The 17,175-nt window shown below is 65.5% G+C and carries 13 protein-coding genes and 3 pseudogenes; 11 read left to right on the top strand and 5 right to left on the bottom strand.

Going from position 1 to position 17,175, the window contains the following annotated elements:
• The 7 genes from ASJ79_RS21580 to ASJ79_RS21550 all read left to right on the top strand — a co-directional run bounded on the left by ASJ79_RS21580 (position 1) and on the right by ASJ79_RS21550 (position 9,464).
• Positions 1-1,644 carry an ABC transporter ATP-binding protein gene (locus tag ASJ79_RS21580; protein ID WP_067959696.1) on the top strand — a complete coding sequence of 548 codons (1,644 nt, stop codon included), beginning with the start codon at positions 1-3 and terminating at the stop codon, positions 1,642-1,644.
• Entirely contained in the window at positions 1,641-3,293 is a 1,653-nt protein-coding gene (locus tag ASJ79_RS21575) for an ABC transporter substrate-binding protein (protein ID WP_197420317.1), read from the top strand. The genes ASJ79_RS21580 and ASJ79_RS21575 overlap by 4 nt, the downstream gene beginning before the upstream one ends.
• Positions 3,294-3,301: 8 nt before the next feature.
• Positions 3,302-4,216 (top strand): SGNH/GDSL hydrolase family protein, encoded by a 915-nt coding sequence (locus ASJ79_RS21570; protein WP_067959691.1) that lies wholly within the window; start codon positions 3,302-3,304, stop codon positions 4,214-4,216.
• Between the two features lie 131 nt (positions 4,217-4,347).
• A complete protein-coding gene (locus ASJ79_RS21565) occupies positions 4,348-5,985 on the top strand; it encodes a GMC family oxidoreductase (RefSeq protein WP_067959725.1) in 1,638 nt (545 codons plus the stop codon).
• Complete coding sequence (locus ASJ79_RS21560; protein ID WP_067959688.1) at positions 5,982-6,407, top strand: hypothetical protein; 426 nt, start codon at positions 5,982-5,984, stop codon at positions 6,405-6,407. The genes ASJ79_RS21565 and ASJ79_RS21560 overlap by 4 nt, the downstream gene beginning before the upstream one ends.
• A 41-nt stretch (positions 6,408-6,448) precedes the next feature.
• On the top strand, positions 6,449-7,936 hold the full coding sequence (locus tag ASJ79_RS21555; protein WP_067959685.1) for an aldehyde dehydrogenase family protein: 1,488 nt from the start codon (positions 6,449-6,451) through the stop codon (positions 7,934-7,936).
• Between the two features lie 31 nt (positions 7,937-7,967).
• A complete protein-coding gene (locus ASJ79_RS21550; RefSeq protein ID WP_067959681.1) occupies positions 7,968-9,464 on the top strand; it encodes a gamma-aminobutyraldehyde dehydrogenase in 1,497 nt (498 codons plus the stop codon).
• A 200-nt stretch (positions 9,465-9,664) separates the two neighbouring features.
• Here ASJ79_RS21550 and ASJ79_RS21545 read toward each other — a convergent pair whose 3' ends face one another.
• On the bottom strand, positions 9,665-10,546 hold the full coding sequence (locus tag ASJ79_RS21545; protein ID WP_067959678.1) for a dihydrodipicolinate synthase family protein: 882 nt from the start codon (positions 10,544-10,546) through the stop codon (positions 9,665-9,667).
• A 348-nt stretch (positions 10,547-10,894) separates the two neighbouring features.
• On the opposite strand from ASJ79_RS21545, the gene ASJ79_RS21540 reads away from it, so the two are divergent.
• Both ASJ79_RS21540 and ASJ79_RS21535 read left to right on the top strand, forming a co-directional pair.
• The gene (locus tag ASJ79_RS21540; protein WP_067959675.1) at positions 10,895-11,944 is read left to right on the top strand and encodes a proline racemase family protein; all 1,050 of its coding nucleotides are present in this window, start codon (positions 10,895-10,897) and stop codon (positions 11,942-11,944) included.
• Between the two features lie 49 nt (positions 11,945-11,993).
• Positions 11,994-12,590 carry a short chain dehydrogenase gene (locus tag ASJ79_RS21535; RefSeq protein WP_067959673.1) on the top strand — a complete coding sequence of 199 codons (597 nt, stop codon included), beginning with the start codon at positions 11,994-11,996 and terminating at the stop codon, positions 12,588-12,590.
• Between the two features lie 187 nt (positions 12,591-12,777).
• Here ASJ79_RS21535 and nei2 read toward each other — a convergent pair whose 3' ends face one another.
• The 4 genes and pseudogenes from nei2 to ASJ79_RS21515 form a co-directional block, all read right to left on the bottom strand.
• Positions 12,778-13,530 carry an endonuclease VIII Nei2 gene (nei2, locus tag ASJ79_RS21530; RefSeq protein ID WP_067959670.1) on the bottom strand — a complete coding sequence of 251 codons (753 nt, stop codon included), beginning with the start codon at positions 13,528-13,530 and terminating at the stop codon, positions 12,778-12,780.
• A pseudogene (locus ASJ79_RS21525) lies at positions 13,530-14,318 on the bottom strand (ATP-dependent helicase); the annotation flags it as partial. The pseudogene ASJ79_RS21525 and the gene nei2, both read right to left, overlap by 1 nt.
• Positions 14,267-14,539, bottom strand: a pseudogene (locus tag ASJ79_RS21520) (molybdopterin molybdenumtransferase MoeA); the annotation flags it as partial. The pseudogenes ASJ79_RS21520 and ASJ79_RS21525, both read right to left, overlap by 52 nt.
• Positions 14,539-15,456, bottom strand: a complete 918-nt coding sequence (locus ASJ79_RS21515) for an SDR family NAD(P)-dependent oxidoreductase (RefSeq protein ID WP_067959665.1) — start codon at positions 15,454-15,456, stop codon at positions 14,539-14,541. The gene ASJ79_RS21515 and the pseudogene ASJ79_RS21520, both read right to left, overlap by 1 nt.
• A 42-nt stretch (positions 15,457-15,498) precedes the next feature.
• On the opposite strand from ASJ79_RS21515, the gene ASJ79_RS21510 reads away from it, so the two are divergent.
• Both ASJ79_RS21510 and ASJ79_RS21505 read left to right on the top strand, forming a co-directional pair.
• On the top strand, positions 15,499-15,981 hold the full coding sequence (locus tag ASJ79_RS21510) for a PH domain-containing protein (protein ID WP_067959662.1): 483 nt from the start codon (positions 15,499-15,501) through the stop codon (positions 15,979-15,981).
• A 56-nt stretch (positions 15,982-16,037) separates the two neighbouring features.
• Positions 16,038-17,075, top strand: a pseudogene (locus ASJ79_RS21505) (PH domain-containing protein); the annotation flags it as partial.
• Positions 17,076-17,175 lie beyond the last annotated feature (100 nt).

Below are 17,175 nucleotides of genomic sequence, written 5' to 3'. Positions count from 1 at the left end.
ATGTCGACACCAACAGCCGAACCGAAAACCGGTTCCGACGTCTGCTTCCGCGTCACTGATCTGTGCGTCACGGTCGCCAAGAGCAACACACCCGTCGTTGAAGATGTCAGCTTCGAGCTGCGCCGCGGTGAAGTCCTGGGTTTGGTGGGCGAATCAGGCTCAGGCAAGACGACGGCCGGACTCGCGCTCATGGGATACACGCGGCAGGGGTTGAAGATCTCCGGTGGTTCTGTCCGCGTCGGCGAGTACGACATCCTCACACTGAAGGGGCCCGAACTTGAGAAGGTCCGCGGCCGGGTCGTGGCCTACGTCCCGCAGGACCCCGCCAGCGCACTGAACCCCGCGATGAAGCTGGGTGCTCAGCTACGCGAGGTCTTCGCCGCCCATCCAGATTGTCTGCCGCGAGGTACCGATATCGGGACAACACTTCTGAAGGTTTTCGAGGCGGTACGACTGCCAGACCCGCAACGAGTGCTGAACTCCTATCCCCATCAGCTCTCCGGTGGCCAGCAACAGCGGGTCGGTATCGCGATGGCGTTCGTCGCCCGACCCGAGCTGATCATCTTCGACGAACCCACCACAGGACTCGACGCCTCCACCCAGCGGCACTTCCTCGATACCGTCCGGCGGCTCGCTGTCGAAACCGGCGTAGCCGCGGTCTATATCAGCCACGACCTACCCGTCGTGGCCGAGATCTCCGACCACACCGCCGTCATGTTGAAGGGTCGGATCGTCGAGAGCGGCCCCACACAGACGTTGTTCGAGCAACCGAAACACCCTTATACGATCAAACTCTGCCGCGCGATCCCTTCGATCGACAGGGCGCCCGTTCCGGTCGACGAGGGCGGCGACGCACAGCTTTCGGCCGGCCCGACAACGACGGATGTCGCGTTGCAGTGCGTCGGGCTCAGCGCCAGGTACGGCTCGCGCACGGTACTTCGCGGCGTCGATTTCACGATGCAAAAGGGCACCTGCCTCGCGGTCGTCGGCGAATCAGGATCCGGAAAAACGACATTGGCGCGATCACTGATCGGACTACACGACGACTGGTCGGGCACCGTCGAGTTCAACGGTGAGCGTCTGACTCAGAGCAGCAGTGGACGCTCCGAAGCCCAGCGCCGGACTCTGCAGTACATCTTTCAGAGCCCGTACAACTCGCTCAATCCACGCAAAACGGTCGGTGAGATCATCGAAGCGCCGCTGAAGCTGTTCTTCGATTACAACCGTAGCGAAAGGGCCAGACGCGTCAACGAGACGCTGACAGCGGTCTCACTCGGACCGGGATTCGTCAACAAGTTCCCGCATCAGCTCAGCGGTGGTCAGCGCCAACGTGTTTCATTGGGACGGGCGCTCGTCGTCGACCCGGCGTTGATGATCTGCGACGAGATCACCTCCGCGCTTGATGTGTCGGTTCAGGCGGCGATCCTCGAAGAGCTTCGTGCTTTACAGCTGCAGCGCAATCTCTCCATGTTGTTCATCACCCACGACCTAGGCGTCGTCCGCAACATCGCCCAGGAAGTCATGGTGCTCGACGGTGGAGTGATCGTCGAATGTGGGCCCACCGACGACGTTCTCGACAATCCCAGCCACCCGTATACGCAGCGGCTTCTTGCCGACAGCCCGGCGATGAGAATCAGCGCGTGAACGCCGGAACGACATCAGGAAGGTTTTCCATGACCCGCCGTCGCACATCGATCAGTGTCATTCGGGAACCGGTGTCTGGCGTAATGGGCCGCTCGCTCAGTCGACGCGACATGCTGAAGTACTCGTCGATCGGCCTGGCCGGCGCCGCTGTGCTGGGTACCGCGGTGGGGTGCGGAACCGCCATCACTGAGGGTGGGACCGCGCCCACGGGTACACCGAAGCAGGGTGGGCACTTCACCTTGGGCGGCTCCGGCGGGGCCGCTTCGGATACCCTTGACCCGCATATCGGGACAACCAACTGCGATTACGCCCGCTTGCCGATGATCTACGACCCGCTGGTCGGCCTGGACCATGAGGGCAAGGTGAAATTCGTTCTGGCCGAGAGCATCGTCCCCGACGCCACCGGCAAGAGCTACGTGATCACGCTCCGTGAAGGGGTCGTCGCCCACGATGGTCAGCCCTTCGGGGCCGAGGACGTGTTGTTCAACTTCCGGCGCATTGTGGACAACAAGCTGCAGGGCGCGACGACCATTGGGCCCATCGATTTCGGTGCAACTCGTGTGCTCGATCCGCGCCGACTCGAGCTGGTCTTCGAGCAACCCTTTTCGATCCTGGTGGAGACACTGGCCGGGCTGCCGTTTTACTTCATGGCTCCGAAGTCGTGGACCGAGGACAACATCGTCGGTACCGGACCGTTCAAGCTCGAGTCCTTTCAGCCGGGGTCCCAGAGCTCGTTCGTGCGCAATGAGGAGTATTGGGACGAGGGCAAGCCGTATCTGGACCGGGTGACGGTGTTGAACATGGCCGATGAGATCACCCAGGTCAATGCGTTGCTCAGTGGTCAAGTGGATGCCATCAATTACCTGTCGGCGCAGGCCGTTCCGCAGTTGCAGGCCGCCGGTCAGGTGCTGACGATCTCGCAAACCGGTGGTTGGGCCCCGATTACGTTGCCTACCAACACCGCGCCGTTCGATGACGCTCGAGTGCGACAGGCGTTTCGCTTGTTGGTGGATCGTGAGCAGATCAACGATGTGGTCTATGGCGGCTACGGCACGGTGGCCAATGATGTGTTCGCGCCCTACGACCCGGCCAGCACCACATTCCCGCAACGTGAGCGCAATGTGGATGAAGCCAAGTCACTGCTGAAGTCGGCCGGAGTGGGCACGCTGGATCTGACCATGATCACCAACGACGTGGTGCCCGCGCAGCGCAGCGTCGCCCAGCTTTTTGCCCAGCAGGCCAAGGACGCCGGCGTGAACGTCAACGTGCAGTTCGAGAATGCGACAACGTTCTTCGCCAACAGCTATCTGAAAACCACCTCGGTGGCTCAAGATTACTGGTACTACGTGCCGTACTTGGCCAACGCTGCCGGTGCGACGGTGCCGACCGCGCCGTTCAACGCCACATTCTTCAATGACGAGGAGTACGGCAGGCTCTACCAGGCCGCGGTCGCGACCTCGGACGCCGCTCGGCAGACCGAGTGCGTCCATCAGATGCAGCGCATCGACTACGAGCGCGGCGGCAACATCATCCCCGTTTTCTATCCGATCATCGATGCCACGTCGCCACAGGTAGGGGGCGTGACCAAGGACGTCAGCGGCTGGCCTCTCGGGAACTGGAATTTCAAGGAGCTATGGCTGGACCGGTGACCCGTTAAATGAAGGAAGTCGTGATTTTCGGCGACAGCCTCAGCGACGAAGGAACATTCGGTTTTCGGTTCACGACTCAACCTGGCCACACCTGGGCGCACGAGGTGGCCGTCCATCTCGGGTGCACCGCCGAACCTGCCGTCGTCTGCAACTGGGCCGACGCTTACCTCGGCAGGACCGAGGCGTCACGCAGTGGGAGCGGGTTGAACTTCGCCCAAGGCGGTGCCCGGGTCAATCTGCCTTATTCCGCGGTGTCCGAGGAGCCGTGGGGCGTCCCGTGGTCTGTGGCGCGTCAGCTCGACGCATTCCTGCAGGCGCATCGGCGATTCAGTCCGGGGCAGCTGGTGTGCGTGTTCGCCGGCACCAACGATGTCACGTATCGCTATGACCCGGCCATCGATCCAACCGTCGCTGCGGGACTGCGCGCCGACATCGTGGTCGGCGAACAGACGATGGCGGTCGAACGCCGGCGCATCCGCCGCGCCGCGACCGATCTCGCAGCATTGATCCGACAGATGCGGCGAGCCCACGCGGAAAGGGTGCTGGTGCTGGGCCTCTACGAGCTCGGCGCAACTCCGTGGTTCACCACAGTGGCCGCTCAGACGTATGTCGACGACCTGACGAGGGTCTTCAATCGCCACCTTGCCGACGAGCTCGCCAAGGTCAACGACGACAAGGTGGCGTTCGTGAACACTGCGGCCCACTTTGCGGAGATCCTCGATGATCCTGAGTCGCATGGGTTCACATTCGGGCGGGGATCGGATGCGTGTGCCGTCAACGGTGCGGACGCAGTCGACTTCTGCGACCCGGCCACTCAGCGCCACCCCACCGCGCACCTGGACCATGTTTTCGCCGCTTCGGTACACCTGAGCACGGCCGGACACCAGGCGTTGGCGCGCCATGTGATCGGTTCGTACCTTTAGAGCGGACGTGGTCGAACGGTCCATCCCTTGCTCCGAATGGTCAACTAAAGTAACCTTTAGAGGTTAGTTCTGGCGCTACGCAGCCCTTGTGCCGGACTCAGACAACGCCCTGGCGCCTGAAAGAGATGTTCATGAAGACCCAACCCAATCAGTCTGCCACCGAACGGGTGGACGTTCTGATTATCGGTGCCGGACCGTCTGGAGCGGTGGTGGCCAACGAAATGGCTCGCAACGGTTTCTCCGTTGTCTGCCTGGAACAGGGACGCTGGTTCAACAACGCCGAATTCCCGGGTGACAAACAAGAATGGGAACTGTTGTCCCAACAACAGTGGAGCCATGACCCCAACATCCGGGGCAACGCGGAGGACTACCCGCTGTCGCTTCCCGGCAGCGACTTGCATCCGGTGATGATTGCCGGCGTCGGCGGGAGTTCGATTCTCTACGGCGGGCACTGGATGCGCCTCCTGCCTTCGGACTTCCGGATGCACTCGCTCGACGGTGTGGCTGATGACTGGCCGATCACCTATGACGAGCTTGCTCCCTTCTACGACAAGATCGACCGGGCGATCGGGGTTTCGGGCGTCGCGGGCGACCCGATGTATCCCCCCGGTATGGAACTGCCGCTGCCGCCGCATCCGATCGGCAAAGTGGGACGTCGGGCCGCCGCGGGCATGAACAAACTGGGCTGGCACTGGTGGCCGTCACCCAACGCCATCGCCTCACAGCGACTTGGCGAGTTGGCGCGCTGTGTCCGATTCGGCACTTGTGAGACAGGTTGTCCCGAAGGCGCCAAGGCGTCCTTCGACATCACGCATTGGCCCGCAGCGATCAAGCACGGTGCTCAGTTGCGCACCCACTCTCGGGTCCGCAAGATCACCGTCGACCAGCGTGGTCGGGCCGACGGTGCAATCTATTTCGACGCCAACGGTGTCGAGCACGAGCAGAAGGCGCGCCTCGTCGTTCTGGCCGCCAACGGAATCGGCACGCCGCGGCTGCTCTTGCTGTCGGCCCACGCTGGTGCGCCCGACGGGCTGGCGAACTCGTCGGGCATGGTGGGCAAGCGACTCATGCTGCACCCCAACGGGGAAGTCACCGGCATCTACGACGAAGACATGCAGAGTTGGCTGGGCCCGGCCGGACAGGCGATTCACTCGCTGGAGTTCTACGAGACCGACGTCTCCCGTGGCTTCGTCGGTGGCGCCAAGTGGCAGGTCATGCCGACGGGCGGTCCGCTGCGTGCGTTGTCGCTGCACGACCGTGAACCGTGGGAAAATCAGTGGGGCAGCGCGGTTCACGACCGGATGCGCGAGACCGTAGGGCGTAGCTTGCAGTGGGCGATCAACTCGCAGGATATGCCGGAGGACACGAACACCGTCACCCTCGATGACACTGTGACCGACTCCAGTGGCATTCCCGCGCCCAAGGTCTTCTACAAGATCTCGGAGAACACTCGCCGTCTGATGAGCTTCAACCTGGACCGGGTCGAAGAAGCGCACCAGGCCGCCGGTGCGATCAAGACCATCCGCACCGATCTGTGGCCGGACCAGCCTGGTCACCTGCTCGGTACCGCGAAGATGGGCAACGATCCCGCCACCTCTGTCGTCGACAAGTGGGGCCTGGCGCACGATGTACCGAACCTCGCGATCGTCGACGGCAGCACCATGCCGACATCCGGGGCGGTCAACCCGACCGCGACCATCACTGCGATGGCTTTGCGGACCGCCGAATACCTTGTCGCCAACGCTCGTTGGCAGGAGATCGCAGAATGAGCCCACTGACCGAGGCGCAGCGCGCCGTGCTGTTGGACGCCGCCGATATCCTCGTTCCTGCAACCGACACCATGCCGGCGCTGCGAGCAGCCGACCCGGCTGGGGAGTGGCTTGGTCGCGCCTGTCGCGCGCGCGCAGATCTGGTGGGGGATCTCGCTGCCATTCTTGACGGCTTGACTGCCGTCGACGATCTCGAAAACGCATTGCGTGCCATGCATAGTCAGGAACGGGCTCGCTTTGACGTCGTGGCGACGTTCGTAGCGGGCACCTACTACCTGATCCCGCAGATCCGCGAGCTGGTCGGTTACCCGGGACAGGTGCGCGCGCCCGCGCCGATCGATCTGGCAGCTGACGAACTCTCAGATGAGATCTTTGAAGGTGCGATGAATTACTCCGGATCTTATCGGCCGGCTCCCGCCTGAATCACGAAGTCCGTACACCGAAAGAAGAGGACCGTAACGCCATGTCCACCAACGCCTGGACGGCCGCCGAGCAGCGCTCGTATGCAACCGAATTCGCCAAGTCCGTCAACGGAAACTTCATCGACGGCTACTGGACTGCCGCCGGCTCCACCGAGACCATCGAGGTCTTCGATCCGTCCACCGGTGGTCTCATCGGTATGGTGCCCGCGTCGACGGCCAAGGATGCCGAGGCTGCCGTCACGGCGGCCCGCGCCGCGCAGAAGGCATGGGCCAAGACGCCCCCGTCGGCACGGTCGCAGGCCCTGCTCGCCGTGGCGGCTGCGGTTGAAGCCAGGTTCGAGGAGTTCGTCGCGCTGGAGTCGATCGACGCCGGTAAGCCGGTCGCCGCGGTGCGTGACGAGGAGCTGCCTGGTGTCCTGGACGCTATGCGGTACTTTGCCAGCGCCGGTCGCACTCTGTCGGCCCAGGCGGGTGGCGACTACCTCGACGGCATCACCTCGGTGATGCGCCGTGAGCCGCTGGGCGTCGTCGTCGGCATCACCCCGTGGAACTATCCATTGCTGCAGGCCGTCGCGAAGATCTTCCCCGCTCTGGTCACCGGCAACACCGTCGTGATCAAGCCCGCCGAGACCACGCCGTATTCGACGGCCCTGCTGGTGCAGCTGGCCGGCGAGGTCCTGCCCGCGGGTGTGCTGAACATCGTGTTCGGCACCGGCGCCGTGGTCGGCGACGCGCTCTCGCGCCACCCGGAGGTCGATGTCGTGTCGTTCACCGGTTCCATCGACACCGGCCGCAAGGTGGGCGTCGCTGCCGCCGACGGGGTGAAGAAGGCCGTCATGGAGCTGGGTGGAAACTCGCCGGTCTTGGTGTTCGCCGACGCCGAGCTGTCCGCCGCCATGGATGCCATTGCCGCGGGCGGCCTGTACAACACGGGCCAGGAGTGCATGTCGGCCACCCGCGTCATCGTGCAGGATTCGGTGTTCGACGAGTTCGTCGCCGGCTTGAAGCAGAGGTGTTCGGAGTATGTCGTCGGTGACGCCCTGGATCCGAAGACCACTGTGGGGCCGATGAATTCGATCGCGCAGCTGGATCGGGTGGTCGCCAAGCTGGCGAACCTGCCCGCATCGGCCGAGGTCGTGTTGGGTGGCGAGCGCGCCGAGGGAGACGGCTACTTCTTCCCCCCGACCATCATTGTCGGGGTCGAGCAGGACGATGAGATCGTCGCCGAGGAGATCTTCGGTCCCGTCTTCACGGTGCAGAAATTCACCCACGAGGCTGACGCACTGGCCAAGGCCAACGGCACCCGGTACGGCCTGGCCGCGTCGGTGTTCACCACCAACGTCGGCGTCGCCACCCGCGTTCAGAACGAGCTGGACTTCGGCACCGTGTGGGTCAACAACCACTTGGTGTTCGGCCCAGACCTGCCGGTGACCGGCTTCGGCTACTCCGGCATCGGCACCGAGAACGCCGAGGCGGGCTTCCTGGAGTTCACCCGCGTCAAGCACGTCATGGTCGACAGCCGGATCTGAGCCAACCGCAATCTGATAGGGAGGGTTCGACATGGCAGGTGAAACTTTCGCCGGTCAGTTCATCAACGGCCAACGCAGCCTGGGCGGCTCCGAGGTCGCGGTCGAGGTCGTCAACCCGGCCACCGGCGAGACCGTCGCCAAGGGCCCGTCGTCCTCGGTGCAGGACGTCGAAACTGCTGTGGCAGTGGCCAAGTCGGCGTTCGGCGAGTGGTCCAAGGCCACACCCGCCGAACGCTCGACCGTCATGCACAAGTGGGCACTCGAACTGGAGTCGGTGGCACAGGAGCTGGCCGAAACCGAGACCGCGCAGGCCGGGAAGCCGATCAAGCTGACCACCGAGTTCGACGTTCCCGGCTCGATCGACAACGTGGCCTTCTTTGCCGGGGCTGCACGGCACCTCGAGGGCAAGGCCACCGCCGAGTACTCGGGTGACCACACGTCGTCCATCCGCCGCGAGCCCGTCGGCGTCGTCGGTTCGATCGCGCCATGGAACTATCCGCTCCAGATGGCCGCGTGGAAGATCCTGCCGGCCATCGCCGCGGGCAATACCATCGTGCTCAAACCTGCTGAGATCACGCCGATCACGTCGTTGCTGTTTGCAGAGGCCGCGACGCGCGCAGGTGTCCCGGATGGTGTCGTCAACGTGGTGACCGGTGCGGGCCGCACCGTCGGCGCCGCGCTGACGACGCACCAAGACGTCAGCATGGTGTCGTTCACAGGCTCCACCCCGGTCGGGCACAGCATCGCCGCCGCGGCGGCCGGCAAGCGCCTGCATCTGGAACTCGGCGGTAAGGCACCGTTTGTCGTGTTCGACGACGCCGACCTCGAGGCCGCAGCCAACGGGGCCGTCGCCGGTGCGCTCATCAACACCGGGCAAGACTGCACGGCGGCCACCCGCGCGTACGTGCAGCGCCCTCTCTACGACCAGTTCGTGGCCGCGGTCGCCGACCTCATGAACACCGTTCGCCTCGGCGACACGCGCGACCCGTCGACAGATCAGGGTCCACTCGTGTCGCAGCGGCAGCAGCAGCACGTTGCCGGGTTCGTCGAGCGCGCGGTCGCCGACGGCGCCAAGGTCGTTCGCGGTGGTTCCATCCCCGGTGGCGACCTGGCGCGCGGGTTCTACTATGAGCCGACGCTGATCGTCGACGCGGCTCAGGACAGCGAGGTGGTGCAGCAAGAGATTTTCGGTCCCGTGCTGGTGGTACTGCCGTTCGACGACGACGATGAGGGCATCGCACTGGCCAACGACACGCCGTTCGGTCTCGCGGCGTCGGCGTGGTCGACGAACGTGTACCGCGCGCAGCGGGCGACGCGGGAGATCGCGGCCGGGTGTGTGTGGGTCAACGACCACATCCCGATCATCAGCGAGATGCCGCACGGCGGGTACAAGCAGTCCGGCTACGGCAAGGACATGTCCGCCTACTCGCTCGACGAGTACACCAACGTCAAGCACGTCATGTTCGACATCACCGGCGTGGCCCGCAAGGACTGGCAGCGCACAGTCTTCGGCGACCGTCAGGGCTGATACGTGAGCGGATAACGGCCGGGTGGATCTTCCACCCGGCCGTTTCGCGGTGCCCGATCAGGTGAATCACCCACCCAATTCGTCCACAGCGGGGAATTCGGCCTTGGGGTGCGCAATTCCTTGCGTCGGCGACGACGGCGGCTGCGGTCCCGTGGTGGTGGGTGCCGCAGCCGCTGTTGGTGGTCGTGGTAGTGGTGTGTTCAGGTGAGTGCGGCCAGATTCTTCTTCAGCGCGTCGAGGCGGGGGCCGTCGATATTGGCGCCGGGGGCGCGCTGGGGTCCGGCGGTGTGGCCGATGAGGTCAAGTCCGCCCTTGATGCCGGCGTTGTAGCCGCCGCTGACGAAGGTGCTCATGAGGGGGAAGATTTTCTGCCAGTGGGTGCGGGCCGTGGTGAGGTCGCCTTGTTCGACCGCGTTGTAGACGTTGACCAGTTCGCGGGGTACGACGTTGGCGGCGCCGATGACCGAGCCTGCCGCGCCTTCGATGAGGGCGGCGAAGAAGAGGGTGTCCCAGCCGACGAAGACCGAGACGGCGTCGCCGAACTCGTGAATGAGTTGGGCGGCGGCGGTGAAGTCGCCGCTGGTGTCTTTGACGTATTTGACGTTGGGGACGTCGTTGATGAGTTCGCCGAGGATCTCGGGGGTGAGGTTGACGCCGGTGGCGGCGGGCAGGTTGTAGGCCATGACGGGGATGGAGACCGAGCCGGCGATGTCGGCGTAGTACTTCTTGGTTTCGGCGATGGTGAACGGTTCGTAATAGGGGGCGACGACCATGATGGCTTGGGCGCCGAGCTTTTCGGCGTGGCGGGATAGTTCGATGGCTTCGCGAGTGCTGGTGGCGCCGGTTTGGGGGACGACGGGCACGCGGCCGGCGGTTTGTTCGATGACGATTTCGACGACGTGTTCGCGTTCGGCGCGGGTCAGTGCGGAGAATTCGCCGGTAGAGCCGCAGGGGACCAGACCGTGGACGCCGCCGTCGATGGTGCGGTCGATCAGGGCCCGCAGGCCTGCCTCGTCGAGCTTCTCATCGGCGGTGAACGGAGTCGCCACCGCCGAATACACACCCTTCAAACCCTCAGCCATACCAAAACTCCTGTCACAAAGTAACGCTCGTTGTCGGACCCGCAGCGCCGAGCGAGGCTGTGTGATCAACCGACGGCATCGGGCGGGACGTCCAGTAATGGTAAATCAAAGTGGCCATAAATGGAAAGGGTATGCGCAAACGACCTTGCGGGCCCGCTTGGTTGACTACTCCACCGAGACTTGGGCTCCGACGTGCCTGCGGCATGCAGCATCACTATCATTGGCACGTATAAAGGCAAAGTTACTTTGCCTTTTGGTGGATCTGCGCTAGTCTGTGTCCGTCGCGCCGATGGTGCTGGCCAACCCCACCGAGGTTTCCGTGGCGATCCCAATTGATACGGAGATGGAATGAAGTTCAGCCGCATGCTCAATGTCGTCGACTGCCATGCCGAAGGTGAGTCGGGCAAGGTGGTTGTCGGCGGTGTGGGCAATGTGCCTGGGGAAACCATGTTCGACAAGCGGGTTTATCTGGAGCAGAACCTCGATCAGTTGCGTGAGTTGTTGTTGTTCGAGCCGCGGGGTGCGGTGTGGCACAACGCCAATATCGTGTTGCCGTCGAACAATCCGGAGGCGTCGCTGGGGTTTGTGATCCTGGAATCGACGGAGTATCCGGCGATGTCGGGTTCGAACACCATGTGTGTGGCGACGGTGTTGTTGGAAACGGGCATGTTGCCGATGACCGAACCGGTTACCGAACTGGTGCTGGAATCGCCGGCGGGGTTGATTCGAGTGCAATGTGAGTGCCGCGACGGCAAGGTGCTACGTGCGAAGCTCTATAACCAGCCGGCGTTCGTCTATCACCAGAATGTGCAGATCGATGTTCCCAGGGTGGGCCAACTCGTCGTCGATATCGCCTACGGCGGAATGACGTATGTGATGGTGGACGCTGCTGAGCTCGGGTTCAAGCTGGAGCCGGATGAGGCTTATGCGTTGTGCGAGATGGGGCAGCGGATCAAGACCGCGGCCGCCGAGCAGGTCGAGGTGAGGCACCCGACCAATCCGGACATTCCCGGGATCACCCAAACCGAGTTCACGGGTCCGTTGTTGCGGGAGGCCGACGAAGACGGCGCGGAGATTCTGCGGTCGCGTAACGCGGTGATTGTCTCGCCGGGTCGTGTGGATCGGTCTCCCTGTGGCACAGGGACCTCGGCGCGGTTGGCGTTGTTGAATGCGCGTGGGGACATCGAGCCAGGGCAGTTGTTGCGTCATGAGTCTTTGATCGGATCGACTTTTGACTCCCGGGTTGAGGAGCTGACGACCTTGGGTGACTATCAGGCCGTGATCCCCAGCATCGCGGGGCGTTGTTGGATCACCTCGTTCAACCAACTGGTACTTGACCCGTCTGATCCTTTTCCGCATGGCTACACCCTCAGCGACACCTGGATGAAAGCGAACTGAACTCAGGTAGCGGGCCGAACCACCGCAACAACTTCTGGAGCATGTGAATATGAGAGTTCTTGTCGTCGGTGCTCGCGGCACCGTAGGTTCCGCAGTGGTCAAGGCGTTGCGTGATCACCACTCTGTCATCGAGGCGTCGCGAAACAGTGAAATCGCGGTGGACATCACCGACGAGGAGTCGATCAGGGCGATGTATGCCACGGTGGGCACCGTCGACGCTGTGGTGTGCGCCGCCGGTGGTGCGCCCTTCGTCGCGCTTCCTGAAGCGTCGGCGGCCGACTTCGCGGCTGGCTTCGCCAACAAGCTCGGTGGCCAGATCAACTTGGTGTTGCATGGTATCGACCACCTCAGCGACGGTGGATCGTTCACTCTGATCACCGGCGTGCTAGCGCGCGAACCCGTTGCTGCAGGCGCAATTTCGTCGACCGTCAATGGAGGTTTGGAGGCGTTTGTCGCCGCGGCCGCCGCCGAACTACCCCGCGGCATTCGTATCAACGCCGTCAGTCCATCTGTGCTCACGGAGTCGCTGGACAAGTACGCGAAGGTCTTCCCCGGGTTCGCCGACGTTCCTGCTGCAGATGTCGCCCGAGCCTTCGTGAAGTCGGTGGAAGGGATTCACACGGGCCGGGTCTACCCGCTCGGGTAAAGCCATGGCGCCGGTAAGTCCGTTGAGGCCGAAGAAGCCGCACGTGCCGCCGACCGCTGGCGGCTCCATGTGGTGGCCCGGTAGGCCGACGGTTATCCACAGCCCGCCGAGATTGCAGCTCTGCAGAGGGCTTCTCGAACTTTCGCTGCTGGAATGCAATTTCGGCGGGGGCTGGGGGAGGACCGGACTACCGCTGGCAGGTGGGGCACCAGTAGGTGACCCGGTCACCGCCCTTGTCCGTCTCGATCGGGGTGCCGCAGCGGCGGCACGGCAGCCCGGCCCGGCCGTACACCCAGACGTCCTGACCGGGCCGGGTGTTGCCGGTGGTGGTGCGGTTGATGCGAGTCCTGTTGAGCCACAACATCTGCTGGGCCCGGCTGACCAACCGCACCGGGTCGGCCACCTCGCCGACGGCGGTGCCGGGACGCAGGCCGAACACGAAGCTCAACTCGTTGGCGTACACGTTGCCGACGCCGGCCATCACCCGCTGGTCCAGCAACGCCTCGGCGAGCGGGCGCTGCGGGTCGGCCATCAGATTGGCTGCAGCAACTGAAGCCGACCAGTCCGGGCCGAGCAGGTCGGGGCCGAGGTGCGCTACCGCATCCATGTCGGTGGCGCGGTCCAGGACCTCCAGCACACCCAGATCGATCCCCGACGCCCGGGACTGCGCGGTTTCCAGCACAATCCGGATCTTGTACGCCGGCACCCGCACCCGGCCGATCACCCACGCGCCGTCCATCTTCAGATGCGAATGGATGCTGGCCTGCCCGACCCGGATGAACAGATGCTTGCCGCGGCTGAGCACCTCGTCGACCACCTGACCGCTGAGATCCACTGCGGCATAGCGGGGAACCCGGACGTCGCAGCGCGTCAGCTCGCGGCCCTCGAGCGCCTCACGCAGTTTCACCGCCGTGCGGTAGACGGTGTCTCCCTCCGGCATCAGCGCAGCCGCAGTCCGCGGGGGGTGCGGGAGAACCCGGCCGTCGTCAGCGCCTCCGCCACGGGCGAATCCCGGCACTCCAGCACCGGCACGCCGTCGATGCGCTCCACCAGCAGTCCCGGAACGCGTTGCCGGGTCACCAATTCGGCCAGTGCTGCGGCCGCGGCGTGGTGGGTCTCGGGCCCTGAGGTGAAGCTCAGCAGCGACCGCCCGCCCCGCTCGACGAACCAGGCCAGCGCGCCGTCGACGAGCACCACCAGCGCACCGGCTTTGCGGCCAGGACGATGTGCCTTGTCACCCTCGGTATCGCGTGACGGCCAGGGCAGCGCGGCACCGTAGGGGTTGGCCGGGTCGGTCGCGGCGAGCGCGATCGCGCGCAGGGTGTGCTGCTCGTCGTCGATGCTGTCGGCGTGGCTGCGCAGCCGGTCGACGGTGCTGGCGGTCGCGAACTGCGCGCCACCGAGGGACTCGACGAAATAGCCGCGCTGACACCGCCCGGCTTCCTCCATCGTGGTAAGCACCTTGTACATCGAGGCGAACCCGCCGGGCACGTTCTCGGCGGCCACCGCGCCCTTGGTCAGCACGCCGTGCCGCGCCAGCAGCTGATCTGCCTGATAGTGCGCCCGCATCGTGGTGTCGACCTCGGCGACCGGCAGCGCCGACCAGCGTCCCGCCACGGTCGGGTCGGAATCGCGGTGCGCGCTCAGGCTCGACGTGCTCAAGCTGTAGCGGCTCAGCCGGGCCGCAGCGTCGGGATGTCGGTGCGACCGGCCGGGATGTCCTCGGCGACCGGCAGCCGCACGGGGCTGGTGTCGGTGGCCGCGGCGAGATCGTCGGAGAACACCGCGTACCCGTCCATCGCGGAGTTGTCGAAGCCGGGCAGCGACAGCGGTGCCACCACGTCGGCGGCGAGTGCGAGGCCGAGCGCGTCGGTGACCGGCACGGTCACCGACTGCCGCGCGGTGACCAGCGACGCGACCACGCGCCGGTGTTCGTCGACCGAGCGCATCAGAGGTCGTACTCCACGCCGGTCAGCTCCTCGGACACCGTCCACAGCCGCTGCTGCACCGCGACGTCGCGGGATTTCGCGTTGGACGTCACCAGCACCGGATGGCCGATCATCTCCTGGAACCCCGAGGGGCCGTAGTACTGGCCGCCCTGCACCGCGGGGTCGACGGCCGCCCGCAGCGTGGCCAGCGCGCCGACCGCGGGGCTGTTGGTGACGAACCCGGCCAACCGGCTGAAGCCGGGCAGCCGGCTACCGGGGATGTGGCGCATCAGTTCGGTGTTGGAGATGCCCGGGTGCGCGGCGACCGAGATGGTCGGCGCGCCGCGGGCGGCGAGCCTGCGCTGCAGCTCGTAGCTGAACATCAGGTTCGCCAGCTTCGACTGGCCGTAGGCCGCGACGCGGTTGTAGCCGCGCTCCCACTGCAGGTCGTCGAAGTGGATGTCGGCCATGTTGCGGTGGGCGATGCTGGCCACGGTGACCACCCGGGATCCGGGCACGTCCAGCAGCGTGTCCAGCAGCAGCCCGGTCAGTGCGAAGTGACCCAGGTGATTGGTGCCGAACTGTAATTCGAAACCGTCGGCGGTGATCTGCTTGGGCGGATACATCACCCCGGCGTTGTTGATCAGCAGGTCGATGCGGGGGAATGCGGTGCGCAGTGCGTCCGCGGCGGCGCGGACACTGGCCAGAGACGACAGGTCGAGTTCCTGCAGCCTGACGTCGGCACCCGGATGCCGCCGGGCGATGTCGTCGGCCGCCTTGCGGCCCTTGTCCGGGTTGCGCACCGCGATGACGACGCGGGCGCCCTTGCCGGCCAGCGCCGCGGCTGTCTCGAAACCGATACCGGTGTTGGCGCCGGTGACGACGGCGACCCGGCCGGTCTGGTCGGGCACGTCGGCGGCCGTCCATTTCGAAGTCATGGCGTTCAACTTATCGGTCTGGGATCGAACTAGGCTCGAACCGTGCACCTGGTCGAACCGGCGCACCCGCCGAGCCGGAAAGCACCGCTTGTCTGGGCCATCGGGTCAGCCGTCCCGTGGACGCTGGCGGTGATCGCGCAGGGGGTGTGGTTCGTCGTCGACGGCCGGCTGGCCTGGCTGCACGCGCTGCTGGCCATCGGCACGGTGGTCGGCGCCACGGTGTCGGTGGTGGTCGCGCCGGTGTGGCGCTACCGGGTGCACCGATGGGATCTCGATGCCACCGCGGTCTACACGAGGTCGGGCTGGCTGGTGCAGGAGCGCCGGATCGCGCCGATCTCAAGGGTCCAGACCGTGGACACCTACCGCGGGCCGCTGGACCGGATGTTCGGCCTGTCCAACGTGACGGTGACGACGGCGTCGTCGGCCGGAGCGGTGCGCATCGTCGCGCTGGACGTCGACGTCGCCGACCGGGTGGTGGCCCGGCTGACCGACATCGCCGCGCTGGGCGCCGAGGACGCCACGTGAATCCTGCGGACGCGAGGAGCGAAATAGGCCCCGAGTGGTCCAGGCTGAGCCCGCGCATGCTGCTGGTGCATCCGGTGCACGAGGTGGCGCGCCAGATTCCGGTGCTGATCGGGTCGCTGGTGCTGGGTTCGGCGACGGGAAACCCGCTGTGGGCGGTGGCCGGTGTGGGCCTGGTGGTCGCCTACGGCCTGGCCCGGTGGTTCACCACGACGTACCGCATCGGTCCCGAGGACGTGCAGTTGCGCACCGGAGTGCTGCAGCGCAACGTGCTGTCGGTGCCGCGCAACCGGATTCGTTCGGTGTCCACGGACGCGCGGCTGCTGCACCGGTTGCTGGGTCTGACCGTGCTGCGTATCAGCACCGGGCAGGAGGCCCGGGCGGACAACGATTTCGAGCTCGACGCGGTGCCCGCCGCCGAGGTGGCCAGGTTGCGGGCGATCCTGCTGGCGGAATCGCTGGAGCCGCTCGAGCGCGCCGAGCCGACCCGGCTGCTGGCGCGGTGGCAGCCGTCCTGGTTGCGGTACAGCCCGCTGACCTCGGCCGGCCTGGTGATGATCGTCGCGGCACTCGGCGTGGTCTCGCAGCCGGGTGTGCTTGCGGCGGTGCGTGATTCGGCGCTGGTCACAGAAGGTGAACGGGTCGCGCAGCGGCTCGGGGTGATCGGCGCCGGCGTGGCGGTCGTGCTCGGTGTGGTGCTCGCGTCGGTGGCGTTGTCGGTGACGCAGTCGCTGCTGACATACGGGAACCTGGTGCTGCGCCGCGACGCCGAGGTGCTGCACCTGTCGCACGGTCTGGTGCGGCTGCGCGAGCGCACCTTCGACATGCGCCGGCTGCGCGGTGGCACGCTGCGCGAACCCCTGTTGGTACGGCTGTTCGGCGGCGCGCGGCTGGACGCGGTGATGACCGGGGTCGCCGGTGCCGGTGAGGCTTCCCAGTTGCTGCCCCCGTGTCCGCGCGGCACCGCCGAGGCGGTGCTGGTCGAACTGATCGAGGAACCCGACGTGGTGACAGCGCCGCTGACAGCGCACGGCCCGGCCGCGACCCGGCGCCGCTGGACCAGGGCGATGACGCTGCCCGCCGCGGCGATCCTCGGCGCCGTCGGCGTGGTGGGATTGCGGGCGATCTTCTGACCGACGGGTTCAGCCCCGCTCGTTACACGGGGGCGTTGGCCGGCTGGAACACCCCGGAGCTGTC

The organism is Mycobacterium sp. NAZ190054 (assembly GCF_001545925.1).
Classification (GTDB): Bacteria; Actinomycetota; Actinomycetes; order Mycobacteriales; family Mycobacteriaceae; genus Mycobacterium.
Note: the sequence above shows the minus strand (reverse complement) of the source record. Positions and strands in the feature narration are given on the sequence as shown.

Excerpts from the sequence above, each read along its gene's own strand:
- ASJ79_RS21580 (WP_067959696.1), top strand. The coding sequence starts at position 1 with ATGTCGACACCAACAGCCGAACCGAAAACCGGTTCCGACGTCTGCTTC.
- ASJ79_RS21570 (WP_067959691.1), top strand. The coding sequence starts at position 3,302 with ATGAAGGAAGTCGTGATTTTCGGCGACAGCCTCAGCGACGAAGGAACA.
- ASJ79_RS21565 (WP_067959725.1), top strand. The coding sequence starts at position 4,348 with ATGAAGACCCAACCCAATCAGTCTGCCACCGAACGGGTGGACGTTCTG.
- ASJ79_RS21560 (WP_067959688.1), top strand. The coding sequence starts at position 5,982 with ATGAGCCCACTGACCGAGGCGCAGCGCGCCGTGCTGTTGGACGCCGCC.
- ASJ79_RS21555 (WP_067959685.1), top strand. The coding sequence starts at position 6,449 with ATGTCCACCAACGCCTGGACGGCCGCCGAGCAGCGCTCGTATGCAACC.
- ASJ79_RS21550 (WP_067959681.1), top strand. The coding sequence starts at position 7,968 with ATGGCAGGTGAAACTTTCGCCGGTCAGTTCATCAACGGCCAACGCAGC.
- ASJ79_RS21545 (WP_067959678.1), bottom strand. The coding sequence starts at position 10,546 with ATGGCTGAGGGTTTGAAGGGTGTGTATTCGGCGGTGGCGACTCCGTTC.
- ASJ79_RS21540 (WP_067959675.1), top strand. The coding sequence starts at position 10,895 with ATGAAGTTCAGCCGCATGCTCAATGTCGTCGACTGCCATGCCGAAGGT.
- ASJ79_RS21535 (WP_067959673.1), top strand. The coding sequence starts at position 11,994 with ATGAGAGTTCTTGTCGTCGGTGCTCGCGGCACCGTAGGTTCCGCAGTG.
- nei2 (WP_067959670.1), bottom strand. The coding sequence starts at position 13,530 with ATGCCGGAGGGAGACACCGTCTACCGCACGGCGGTGAAACTGCGTGAG.
- ASJ79_RS21515 (WP_067959665.1), bottom strand. The coding sequence starts at position 15,456 with ATGACTTCGAAATGGACGGCCGCCGACGTGCCCGACCAGACCGGCCGG.